An 11,838-nucleotide genomic window follows, 5' to 3' on the forward strand; every position below is an offset into this window, starting at 1 on the left:
GCAGACCGGTTGCGAAACAAACGCGCATCCGTTGCGGAACCGTTGCGGCCTTCCGAGCGTCTAATGCAGCGGTTCAAGACCGAAGATTACGGACAAATGACTGTGGGTTCGGACAGGAGGACGCAATGAATATTATCGTTTGGCTTGTCGTGGGTGGCATTATCGGCTGGCTGGCCAGCATCATCATGCGGACGGACGCGCAGCAGGGTATCTTCCTGAACATCGTCGTCGGCATCATCGGCGCGTTTATCGGTGGCCTGATCTTTTCGGGCGGCTCGATCAACAATGCCGGGCTGAATCTTTATTCTTTCCTTGTCTCGCTGCTGGGCGCCGTCGTCCTTCTGGCGATCGTCAATCTCTTCCGTCGCGGCAGCGTTCGCTAACAGGACGCGCATCGGGAAGGGTGTTTAGGGGCCGGGCGCCATGCCCGGCCCTTTTCTTTATTCCAGCTCGAATTGGACCGAGAGGTTGACGGTCAGCGACTGCTCGCCGGGCAGAATCTTCGACTGGGCGGAGTCGGCGACCATGCCCTGCGCCCGCATCAGGATCGGCACCGGCCGGGGCATCTCTGAGCCGCTCTCGCTGATCGACAGAATGCGCTTCACCTTTAGCCCGGCAGCACGGGCATAGAGTTCGGCCCGTGCGCGCGCCTTCGCCATCGCATCGAGCCGTGCTTCGTCCATCGCTGCCGCCGGATCGTCGAGTCCGAGGTCCGGCCCGTTGATCTGATTGGCGCCGGTCGCGACAAGTGCGTCCAGCACGCTTCCCGACTGGGCGATGTCGCGGAACTTGACGGTGACCGTGTTGGATGCCTGATAGCCGGTGATCACCGGCGGCTGGTTTTCGCCGTAGCGATACTGCGGCTGCAGAGAGATGCTGGCGGTGCGGAGGTCCTTGTCGGCGATGCCGGCGCGCTTCAGTGCCGCGATCACACGATCCATCCGCGTCGCATTCTCGCGCATCGCGCTTGCCGCGTCGGGCGCCTGGGTCACCACGCCGGCACTGATCGTCGCCAGATCGGGAACGCGCTTCGATTGGCCTTCGGCCGTGATTTCCAGAACTGTGCCGTTGATCGTCTGCACGGGAACCGGGCTCGCCTGCGCCCATGCCGGGGCGGCGGCGAGCGTCAGTCCCAGGGCGGCGATGAGTTTCATGATCGTGCTCCTTTTCTCGTTTCGGTCCCGCAGTGACGCCCCGCCCCTGCATCGCACCTTAACCGGTGTATCTTCCTTCCGATGCTCCCGGTCCTTACATAACGCGCCGCGCGCGCCAGCCAGCCCGGAATGTCCGGACCGCAAAAATTGCGATTGTCCGGCCTTGAGGCTGGTGAGTTATTAATGTAATACAGCTCTGAGAAACGATAACCGCCGGGGCGGAAGGCTAGTGAATATGAATTACGAAACGAGCGTCCGGTCCGAGGGGGCCAGCATGATTTTGGACGATGATTCGGCGCCGCGGCGGCGGCGCGCGTTGATCATCGGTGCGGTCGTGCTGGTGCTGGCGGCCGCGCTGGCGTTCTTCATGTTCGGCCGCAAGAGCGAGTCCGCAGGCCCCGCGGCTGCCCAGGGCGCCAAGGCCCAGGCGCCCGAAGTCACGGTCGTGACGCCCGGACGGCAGCTGGTGGCCGGCACGGTGTCGGCGACCGGCACGATGGCTGCGCGGATCGACATGCCCGTCGGCGTGGTCGGCGAGGGCGGCGAAGTGACCCGGGTGCTGGTCCAGCCCGGCGACTGGGTGCGCGCCGGCCAGGTGCTCGCGACGATCGAACGCTCGGTCCAGGCGCAGCAGAGCGCGGCGCTGGATGCCCAGATCAACGTCGCCCGCGCCAACGCCCGGCTTGCCGAGCAGGAGCTCGCGCGTGCGCAGCAGCTCGTCGGCCGGGGTTTCGTGTCCAAGGCCGATGTCGAACGCAAGCTCGCGACGCGGGACCAGGCGCTGGCGCAGGTCCGCGTGGCGGAAGCGCAATATCGCGAAGCGCTGGCGCGCACCGGCCGGCTCGACATCCGCGCCCCGGCCGCGGGGCTGGTGCTGACCCGTTCGGTCGAGCCCGGCCAGGTTGTCGGCGCGGGCAGCGGCACGCTGTTCCGCCTCGCCAAGGGCGGCGAAATGGAATTGCGCGCGCAATTGTCCGAAAACGACCTGGCCTCCGTGCACGTCGGCGCGATCGCGACGGTCACGCCGGTCGGGTCCAGCCAGTCGTTTAAGGGACAGGTCTGGCAGGTATCGCCCGTAATCGACCCGCAGACGCGGCAGGGCATTGCTCGTATCGCGCTGGCATACAGCCCGCTGCTCCGTCCGGGCGGTTTCGCGCAGGCGGAAATCGTGACCGGTCAGGTGAACGCGCCGCTGCTTCCTGAATCCGCGGTGCTGAGCGACCAGAACGGCAATTTCGTCTACATCGTCGACGCGAACGACAAGGCGCAGCGCCGCGCGGTCAAGACCGGGCAGGTCAGCGACAAGGGCATCGCGATCATCAGCGGCCTGAACGGCGATGAGAAGGTCGTGTTGTCGGCGGGTGCGTTCCTCAATCCCGGACAGGTGGTGAAGCCGCACCACGCCGTTCTCGGCCGTTAAGGACAGCGCCATGAGCTTCCGCAACATTTCCGCCTGGGCGATCCGGAACCCGGTTCCGCCGATCGTCCTGTTCGTCGCGCTGACGTTGGCCGGGTTCATCAGCTTCATGCGGATGGACGTGAACCAGATGCCGGACGTCGCCTTTCCCGGCGTCACCATCACCGTCAACCAGCCCGGCGCAGCGCCGACCGAGCTGGAGACCCAGGTCACGCAGCGCGTCGAAGCGGCGGTGCGCGCGATCAGCGGTGTCGAGGATATTTCGTCGAAGGTCGAGGAAGGGACGAGCTTCACGATTGTGCAGTTCACGATCGGCACGCCGGTCGATCGGGCCGTCAACGATGTGCGCAATGCGCTCGCGCAGATCCGCAGCCAGCTGCCCGAAGGCATTCTTGAGCCTCAGGTCACGCGGATGGACGCCGATGGCGGGCCGATCGCCTATTTCAGCGTCGAAGCGACCGACATGACGCTGGAAGAGCTCAGCTGGTATGTCGACAACACCGTCGCCAAGCAGCTTCTGTCCATTACCGGCATGGCTGCGGTCCAGCGCGGCGGCGGCGTCAGTCGCGAAATCCGCGTGATCCTCGATCCGGCCAAGCTCCAGGCCCAGGGGCTGACCGCGGTCCAGGTCAACCAGCAGCTGCGCCAGGTGAACATGAACGCCGCCGGCGGCCGCGCGGAGATCGCGGGCGCCGAGCAGTCGGTGCGCGTGCTGGGCAACGCCCGCAACGCCTATGATCTGGGACAGACCCAGATCGCCGTCGGCAACGGCCGCACGGTCAAACTGGCCGATGTTGCTGATGTGCGCGACATGTACGGCGAACAACGCAACCTCTCGATGATGAACGGCCGCCAGGTCACCAGCTTCTCGATGACCAAGGCGAAGGGCGCGTCCGACGTCACCGTCTACGACGACGCGATGAAGGTGCTGGACAAGCTCCAGAAGCAGAACCCGAAGATCAAGTTCAAGCAGCTCTACACCAGCGTCGAATATACCAAGGGCCAGTATCACAGCTCGATCGACGCGATGATCGAGGGCGCGGTGCTGGCCGTGCTGATCGTGTTCCTGTTCCTGCGCGACTGGCGCGCGACGATCATCTCGGCCCTCGCCATCCCGTTGTCGGCGATCCCGGCCTTCTGGTTCATGGACATGATGGGGTTCACGCTGAACACCATCTCGCTGCTGGCGCTGAGCCTGGTCGCGGGCGTGCTGGTCGACGATGCGATCGTCGAAATCGAAAACATCGTCCGCCACATGCGCATGGGCAAATCGGCGTTCCAGGCGGCGATCGACGCCGCCGACGAAATCGGCCTGGCGGTGCTTGCGACGACGATGTCGATCGTCGCCGTGTTCCTGCCGGTCGGCCTAATGCCGGGCATTTCCGGCCAGTTCTTCATCCAGTTCGGCATGACCGTGGTGATCGCGGTGCTGCTGAGCCTGGCCGTCGCGCGCCTGATCACGCCGATGATCGCCGCCTATTTCCTGAAGGCCCATGGCCAGGCGTCGCACGGCGAAGGCTGGCTGATCGACCGCTATATGTCGATCCTGTCCTGGTGCGTGCGCAATCGCTGGAAGACCGTGCTGATCGGCGGCGGCGGCGCCTTTGCCGCGACCATCTTCGCGTTCGCGACGCTGCCGATGACGTTCCAGCCGACGATCGACCAGGATTACAGCCAGGTGCAGATCGAAATGGTGCCCGGCAGCACGCTCGAGCAGACGCGCAAAGTGACGCACGACGTCGCGGCAATGCTTGCGGCCGACACGGCCGAGGTCGACGCCGCCTTTTCCGACGTGAACCCGACCGCCTCGACCATCTACCTGACCCTGAAAAAGAACCGGCCGATTTCGAGCGTCGAATGGGAGCGCAAAGTCGCGCCGAAGTTCCAGCAGGTTGCCGATGCGCGGGTGAACTTCCAGTCGCAATCGGGCGGCGGCCTGGGGCGCGACATCATCATCATGCTCGGCAGCGACGATCCGGCAAAGCTGGAGGCCGTGTCCAACAAGTTGGTCGGCGAGATGGCGACAATCCCCGAACTGCGCGCGCCGCGCGTCGCGGGCGACCTGAAGCGGCCGGAAATCGTCATCCATCCGCACATGAACCTCGCCGCCGATCTGGGCGTGACGACCCAGGCGCTCAGCCAGACGATCCGCATCGCGACGCTGGGCGACATCGACCAGAACAGCGCGAAATTCTCGCTGTCGGACCGCCAGATCCCGATCCGGGTGGCGCTGGACGAGAATGCGCGCCGCGACCTGTCGACGATCGAGAACCTGCCGGTGCCGACCGCCGGCGGCGGTTCGGTGCCGCTCAAGGTCGTGGCCGACGTGAAGTTCGGCGCCGGGCCGACGACGATCCGGCGCTACAACCAGATCCGCCGCGTCGTGGTGGGTGCCGATCTTGCGCCGGGCGTCGTCACCAGCCAGGCCATGACCAAGCTGAACGCGCTTCCGACGATGAAGGCGATCCTCGACGGCAAGATCGCCGGCGTGCAGAAGATCCAGGCCGGCGACAGCAAGTTCCAGATGGAGATGATCAACAACTTCATCGTCGCCGTGATCTCGGGCGTGCTGCTGGTCTTCGCGGTGCTGGTGCTGCTCTACAAGCGCGTGATGCCGCCGTTCGTGAACATGGGATCGCTGTTGCTGGCGCCGCTGGGCGGCGCGGTGGCGCTGCACCTAGTCGGCATGCCGATCTCGATGCCGGTGTTCATCGGGTTGCTGATGCTGCTCGGCATCGTCGCCAAGAACTCGATCCTGCTGATCGATTTCGCGATCGAGGAGATGTCGCACGGCGTGCCCAAGTTCGAAGCGATCATGGACGCCGGCCACAAGCGCGCGCAGCCGATCGTGATGACGACTGTCGCGATGGTCGCGGGCATGATCCCGACCGCGCTGTCGTTGACCGGCGACGGGGCCTGGCGGCAGCCGATGGGCATCACCGTGATCGGCGGCCTGATCCTGTCGACGCTGCTGACGCTGGTGATCGTGCCCGCCGCCTTCAGCCTGGCCGACAGCTTCGAGAAGTGGCTCGGACCGAAGCTCGGCCGCATCCTGACGTTCAAGCCGGGCGACGACCGTTCGGTGGAGCAGCCGGCGGAGTAAGACGACTGCGAAAGCGCCAAAGCCGGTTCGGGGATTGAACGTTTCACATCCCCGCGCTTTGGTGAGGCGATGACCGCTTCGCCTGCCTTCGTGACCCGCACCGCGAACGGCCCGCGGCAGATGAGGATCGTCGCGACCGGTCTGCTGGTGCTGATGGCGGGCCTCTTCTTCGTCGCGCGCGCCCTTGAGCCAGGCCAGCCCGGCTGGGGCTTCGTTCGCGCCTTTGCCGAGGCGGCCATGGTCGGCGGTCTGGCAGACTGGTTCGCGGTGACGGCGCTCTTCCGTCACCCGCTTGGCCTGCCGATTCCCCACACCGCGATCATTCCGCGCAACAAGGACCGGATCGGCGACACGCTCGCCACCTTCCTTAAGGATAATTTCCTGATCCCCGGCGTCGTCGCACGACGGATGCGGCGGGTGGACGTGGCCGGCGCGATCGGACGCTTCCTCGCAACGCCGCCGGCGCAGGAGGGCCGCATCCGTGAGACGGGCGCGCGGCTGGTCGCCGATGTGATGGAAGCGCTCGATCCCGAACGGCTGGGCGGCATGGTCAAGGATGCGATCGATCGCCGCGTGCGCGCCATCGATTTCGCACCGATGTTGGGACAGGCGCTGCAGGCGGCGATCGCCAAGGATCGACACATCCCTCTGCTCGAGGGGCTGATTCGGTGGGCCGGCAAGACGCTCGACGCGAACGAGCATCTGATCCGCCAGATGATCCACGATCGGGCCGGCTCGATCCTGCGCTGGACCGGGCTCGATGAGACGCTTGCCGACAAGATCATCGACGGCCTGCTGCGCCTGCTCGACGACATGGCGGCCGATGCCGGGCATCCGGTTCGTATGCGCGCGGAGGATGGGCTGGCGCGCCTCGCCGAGGACCTGCAGTTCGATCCGGTCATGCAGCGCCGCGTCGCCGAGATTCGCGACGAATTGCTCGACAATGAGGCGATGCGTCGCTGGATCGACGGCCTGTGGGAACAGGGCCGCGCTGCGCTGCTCCGTGCGGCGCGCGATCCGCGCTCGGCAATGGGCGGCAAATTCGGCGACGCGCTCCGCCAGCTCGGTGAGACGCTCCAGCAGGACGCGCGGCTCCGCATCACCATCAATCGCTTTGCTCGCCGCACCGCGGTCGGCTTTTCAGCCAATTACGGCGCCAGCGTCGTTCGCCTGGTCAGCGACACCGTCCGCAGTTGGGACACGCGCACGGTGACACAGCGACTGGAGGACGCCGTCGGCCGCGACCTTCAGTATATCCGCGTCAACGGCACGTTGGTCGGCGGCCTGGTCGGCCTTGCGATCCATGCGATCGAACTATGGCTGCGCTGATTTTTGACAAGCGGGCCGATCGATCCCATCCTTGCCCCATGTCCGTCGTCTATCGTTTTGCCCGCTTTCGCGTGCACGGAAGCCAAAGCGCCGCACGCGCCTGAGCCCCGGGGGCGGGTGCGTCCGCCTGCGGGGGATTTGGTCGAGAGATGATTTCGGCCCGCCGGCCCTGTGCCGCGGCCGCACCAATTCCGGAGTATTTGACATGGCCACCACGATTCCGCTGCGCGGCGCTCGGCGCCCGCCGGTGCATCTGATCGACAGCGAGTGCGACATGCTGGTCGATCTCGCGCTCCAGATCGAAGGGCGCAGCCCTGCCGTCGCGGCGATGCTGCTGAGCGAGATCGAGCGCGCCGAAACGCATAGTATCGACGCGCTGCCGGCCGGGACGGTGACGATCGGCTCCGAAGTCGATTTCCTCGACGAAAGCACTCACCGGCTGCGGACGGTCACTTTGGTGATGCCGGGCGAGGCGGATATCGAGGCAGGACGCGTGTCGGTGCTGACGCCGGTCGGCGCCGGCCTGATCGGCCTGCGCGAAGGCCAGACGATCGACTGGCCCGACCGCGACGGCCAGCCTCACAGGCTGCGGATTCTGGGGGTCAGGCGGCCGGAATGATCAGCCGTCGCCGTCGCGCTCGATTTCGGCGCCGACAGCGGACAATTTCTCTTCCAGGCGCTCATAGCCGCGGTCGAGGTGATAGACGCGGCGGACCTGCGTTTCGCCGCGGGCGGCTAGGCCGGCGATGATCAGGCTCATCGACGCGCGCAGATCGGTTGCCATCACCGGCGCGCCGTTCAGTCCGTCGACGCCGCGCACGACCGCCGAGCGGCCGGTGACCTGGATGTCCGCGCCCATCCGCGCCAGTTCGGGCACGTGCATGTAGCGGTTTTCGAATATGGTCTCGGTCAGCACGCTGGAGCCCTGCGCAAGCGTCAGCATCGCCATGAATTGCGCCTGCATGTCGGTTGCGAAGCCCGGGTAGGGCGCGGTCGAGAGCGTGAGCGGCTTCAGCGGCCGGTTTGCCGTTACCTTCAGCCCGTCACGCGTCTCCTCGATGTCCAGTCCCGCTTCCTGCAGCGCCGTGACCGTTGCGCGCATTTCGCTCGCGCGTGCGCCGGCCAGCTCGAGCGATCCGCCGGTAATGCCGACCGCGCAGGCATAGCTCCCGGCCTCGATCCGGTCGGGCATGACGGCATAGGTCGCGCCGTGCAGTTCCTTGACGCCGTCGATCGTCAGCGTCTCGGTGCCGATGCCGTCGATCCGCGCGCCCATCGACGTCAGGCAGCGGCACAGGTCGACGATTTCCGGCTCGCGCGCAGCGTTCTCGATGGTCGTGCGGCCGGAGGCGGTCACTGCCGCCATCACCGCATTCTCGGTGGCGCCGACGGACACGATCGGGAAGGCGACATGGCCGCCGGGAAGCCGCCCGCCGGGGGCGACCGCGCGGACATATCCGGCGCTCATTTCCAGCTTCGCGCCCAGCGCTTCCAGCGCCTTCAGGTGCAGGTCGATCGGGCGATTGCCGATCGCGCAGCCGCCCGGCAGCGACACCGTCGCTTCGCCGGCGCGCGCGAGGATCGGTCCCAGCACCAGGATCGACGCGCGCATCTTCCGCACAATGTCGTACGGCGCCATCGTCGCGGTGAGACTGGTCGCGCGCATCGTCATCACGCGCCCGAAATCCTCGGGCCGGGTGCCTTCGATCGTGGTGGAGACGCCGAGCTGGTTGAGCAGGTGGCCGAAGCTGTCGACGTCCGCGAGGCGCGGCAGGTTGCGCAAGGTCAGCGGCTCGTCGGTCAGCAGCGCACAGGGAAGGAGCGTCAGCGCCGAATTCTTCGCGCCGGAAATCGGCAGGCGTCCCTCAAGCGGCCGCCCGCCGCGGATGATGATGCGATCCATGGAGAGCGCTTAGCGATAGTTTCCCCGCCCTGAAAGGGAGGGAAGGGAAGGTCAGATCACGCCTTTTCCAGCGTGCACTGGAGCGGGTGCTGGTTCTGGCGCGCGAAGTCGATCACCTGGCTGACCTTCGATTCGGCGACTTCATAGGAAAAGATGCCGCACACGCCGACGCCCTTCTGGTGGACGTGGAGCATCACCCGCGTCGCATCCTCGATGCTCATCCTGAAGAAGCTCTGCAGCACCAGCACGACGAACTCCATCGGCGTGTAGTCGTCGTTGAGCATCAGCACCTTGTACAGCGACGGCTTCTTGGACTTGGTCCGCGTGCGCGTTGCAACGCCGACGCCGGTGCCGCTGTCTTCATCATCCTTGCGCTCTGCCATGAGCGTCGGGCGGTCGATCATGTTGAAATCCGTGTCACGCATGGCGAACGCAGAATATGGCAAGCCGGCTCCGTCGGGCAAGGGTGAGCGCGTGCCGTTAACCGCACAAACGAAAACGGCCGCCCCAAGGGAGGGGCGGCCGTCGGTTCGACCGGCTCAGGGGGAAGGGGGAGAGCCGGTCGAGGGTAAGCCACGCAACGTTAAGCGGCGGTCTTGATCTTCTCGGCAGCGACCGCGAAGCGGTTCGAGATCGGCTGGAACACGTCGCCGGCCAGCTTCAGCATCGTCTCGCTGTTCTTCGAGGTCTCGGCGATCAGCTGGTCGAAAGCCGTGCGGGCATATTCGCTCTGCAGCTGGAAGAACTCGGTCGGGGTCTTCGCCGACGCGAAGCTCTTCAGCGCCGCGGTGGTCTGCTCGAAATTCTTGCGAGCGGTCTCCGCCGCCTGCTGGCCCAGCGTCTCCGCGGCCTTCGCAGCGACGCGGCCCGACTCGACGAGCGCCTCGATATTGCCCTTGTTGAACTCGTTCAGCTCCTCGACCAGCTTGGTCGAGCGCTCGACGGCCGCCTTGCTGCGGGTGTTGAAGTCGCTGAACATCTGGGTCGCACGAGCCTGCGCGTCCGACGCGAAGGTCTTGGCGGTATCGGCGGTGTTGTTGACGGTGTCGGTCATGGTCGGTCCTTTCGTGGTCGGTTCGGCCGGCGTCACGACCGGCTGGGTCTCAGTCTGGACAGTCGCCGCGGCAATCGCTGCCGGCGCCGTCATCGCCTGTTCGGCAACGGGCTGAACGGGCTTCGGCGCTGTGGCCCTTTTCGCGGCCGGCGCCTTCACGGGAGCGGACTTGCGTTCCTTGCTACTCATCGGAAACAGCTTCCCCGATCGTTATGTTGCACTGCACAATATAGGATCGATTCGGCAAGTTCAAGCGATTTTTGTGCGGTGCACAATAATGCCGCTTGATCGTCGCTGGACCCGTTGCCCCTTGCGGTTTACGTAAACGTCAGGAAGGATGTGGGCATGACGATCGAATCGGTGGACGTGCTGGTGGTGGGCGCCGGGATTTCCGGCATCGACGCGGGCTATCACTTGCAGGCCTATGCGCCGGGCAAGAGCTACGTGATCCTGGAGGCGCGCGATGATCTGGGGGGCACGTGGGACTTGTTCCGCTATCCCGGCATCCGTTCCGATTCGGACATGCACACCTTGGGCTTCTCGTTCCATCCGTGGACGGCAGCGAAGGCGATCGCCGACGGGCCCTCGATCAAGAATTACCTGCGCGAAACGGCCGCCCATTACGGCATCGACAAGCATATCCGGTACCAGCACCGGGTGAAGGGCGCGTCGTGGGATTCGGAGACGGCGCGCTGGACGGTCGAGGTCGAGCGCGGACCGAATCGCGAGTTGGCCACCTATTCTGCCAATTTCCTGTTCATGTGCAGCGGCTATTACGATTACGCCCAGGGCTTCACGCCCGAATTTGCCGGCCGCGAGGATTTCCGCGGACAGATTGTGCATCCGCAGCATTGGCCGGAAAAGCTCGACTACAAGGACAAGCGGGTCATCGTGATCGGCAGCGGTGCGACTGCCGTCACGCTGGTCCCGGAGATGGCGCGAGAGGCAGCGCATGTGACGATGCTGCAGCGATCGCCGACCTACATGGTCTCGCGACCTAGCCAGGACAAAATCGCGAACGGCCTGCGCAAGATGCTGCCGTCGAAGCTCGCCTATGGCCTGACGCGGTGGAAGAACGTGCTGTTCGGCATGTATTTCTACAAGAAGACGCGCACCAATCCCGAAGGCGTCAATGCCTGGGTGCTGGAGCGCGTGAAGGCGCTGCTGCCCGAGGGCTATGACATGGCGCATTTCACGCCCAGCTATAATGTCTGGGACCAGCGCCTCTGCCTCGTGCCCGATGATGATTTGTTCGCAGCGATCCGCAACGGCTCGACCGAGGTCGTGACGGGCCATATCGACCGCTTCACGCCGAAGGGAATCCTGCTCAAGGACGGCCGCGAACTGGAAGCCGACATCATCGTGACGGCGACCGGCCTGAACGTGCAGCTGCTGAGCGGCGTCGCCTTCAGCGTCGACGGTGCGCCGGTCGAACTTTCCCGGACGATGACCTACAAGGCGATGATGTTCTCAGGCGTGCCGAACCTCGCCACGTCGTTCGGCTACACCAACGCGTCCTGGACGCTGAAGGCCGACCTGACCTGCATGTACGTCGCGCGGCTGATCAATCACATGGACCGCACCGGCACCCAGATTGCGACGCCGGTGCTCGACGATCCCGAGGTCGAGGAACAGCCCTGGCTCAGCTTCACCTCCGGCTATGTCCAGCGCGCGCTGGAAAAATTGCCGAAGCAGGGCTCGAAACGCCCGTGGCGAGTCCACCAGAATTACGCGCTCGACATGCTCGATCTGAAATTCGGCAAGGTCGAGGATGGCGCGATGACCTTCCGCAAGGCCGGCCCCGTGCGGCGGGATGCCGCGCCGGAGCTGATCGCGGCGGAGTAGGCGCGTCAGACTGGAACATAACTAGAACATTGG

10 protein-coding genes are annotated in these 11,838 nt (G+C 65.4%); 6 read left to right on the forward strand and 4 right to left on the reverse strand.

Going from position 1 to position 11,838, the window contains the following annotated elements:
- Positions 1 to 125 precede the first annotated feature (125 nt).
- Positions 126 to 383 (forward strand): GlsB/YeaQ/YmgE family stress response membrane protein, encoded by a 258-nt coding sequence (locus SCH01S_RS12895; RefSeq protein WP_046349219.1) that lies wholly within the window; start codon positions 126 to 128, stop codon positions 381 to 383.
- Positions 384 to 440: 57 nt separating this feature from the next.
- Here the strand turns inward: SCH01S_RS12895 and SCH01S_RS12900 are convergent, their stop codons facing one another.
- On the reverse strand, positions 441 to 1,154 hold the full coding sequence (locus tag SCH01S_RS12900; RefSeq protein ID WP_046349220.1) for an SIMPL domain-containing protein: 714 nt from the start codon (positions 1,152 to 1,154) through the stop codon (positions 441 to 443).
- A gap of 235 nt (positions 1,155 to 1,389) precedes the next feature.
- On the opposite strand from SCH01S_RS12900, the gene SCH01S_RS12905 reads away from it, so the two are divergent.
- The 4 genes from SCH01S_RS12905 to rnk all read left to right on the forward strand — a co-directional run bounded on the left by SCH01S_RS12905 (position 1,390) and on the right by rnk (position 7,622).
- The gene (locus SCH01S_RS12905) at positions 1,390 to 2,574 is read left to right on the forward strand and encodes an efflux RND transporter periplasmic adaptor subunit (protein WP_046349364.1); all 1,185 of its coding nucleotides are present in this window, start codon (positions 1,390 to 1,392) and stop codon (positions 2,572 to 2,574) included.
- A gap of 10 nt (positions 2,575 to 2,584) precedes the next feature.
- Positions 2,585 to 5,674, forward strand: a complete 3,090-nt coding sequence (locus SCH01S_RS12910) for an efflux RND transporter permease subunit (RefSeq protein ID WP_046349221.1) — start codon at positions 2,585 to 2,587, stop codon at positions 5,672 to 5,674.
- A gap of 69 nt (positions 5,675 to 5,743) precedes the next feature.
- Positions 5,744 to 7,003, forward strand: a complete 1,260-nt coding sequence (locus SCH01S_RS12915) for a DUF445 domain-containing protein (protein WP_046349222.1) — start codon at positions 5,744 to 5,746, stop codon at positions 7,001 to 7,003.
- A gap of 205 nt (positions 7,004 to 7,208) precedes the next feature.
- Positions 7,209 to 7,622 (forward strand): nucleoside diphosphate kinase regulator, encoded by a 414-nt coding sequence (rnk, locus tag SCH01S_RS12920; protein ID WP_046349223.1) that lies wholly within the window; start codon positions 7,209 to 7,211, stop codon positions 7,620 to 7,622.
- Here rnk and murA read toward each other — a convergent pair whose 3' ends face one another.
- From murA to SCH01S_RS12935, 3 genes are all read right to left on the reverse strand, one after another.
- On the reverse strand, positions 7,623 to 8,906 hold the full coding sequence (gene murA, locus SCH01S_RS12925) for a UDP-N-acetylglucosamine 1-carboxyvinyltransferase (protein WP_046349224.1): 1,284 nt from the start codon (positions 8,904 to 8,906) through the stop codon (positions 7,623 to 7,625).
- A gap of 56 nt (positions 8,907 to 8,962) precedes the next feature.
- On the reverse strand, positions 8,963 to 9,289 hold the full coding sequence (gene clpS, locus SCH01S_RS12930) for an ATP-dependent Clp protease adapter ClpS (RefSeq protein ID WP_084689577.1): 327 nt from the start codon (positions 9,287 to 9,289) through the stop codon (positions 8,963 to 8,965).
- Positions 9,290 to 9,489: 200 nt separating this feature from the next.
- Positions 9,490 to 9,960 (reverse strand): phasin family protein, encoded by a 471-nt coding sequence (locus tag SCH01S_RS12935; RefSeq protein ID WP_245612262.1) that lies wholly within the window; start codon positions 9,958 to 9,960, stop codon positions 9,490 to 9,492.
- Between the two features lie 345 nt (positions 9,961 to 10,305).
- Here SCH01S_RS12935 and SCH01S_RS12940 point away from each other — a divergent pair, with 345 nt between their 5' ends.
- Positions 10,306 to 11,805: a flavin-containing monooxygenase gene (locus tag SCH01S_RS12940; protein WP_046349226.1), complete on the forward strand. Its 1,500-nt coding sequence runs from the start codon at positions 10,306 to 10,308 to the stop codon at positions 11,803 to 11,805.
- Positions 11,806 to 11,838: the final 33 nt, after the last annotated feature.

Source organism: Sphingomonas changbaiensis NBRC 104936 (genome assembly GCF_000974765.1).
GTDB lineage: Bacteria > Pseudomonadota > Alphaproteobacteria > Sphingomonadales > Sphingomonadaceae > Sphingomonas_B > Sphingomonas_B changbaiensis.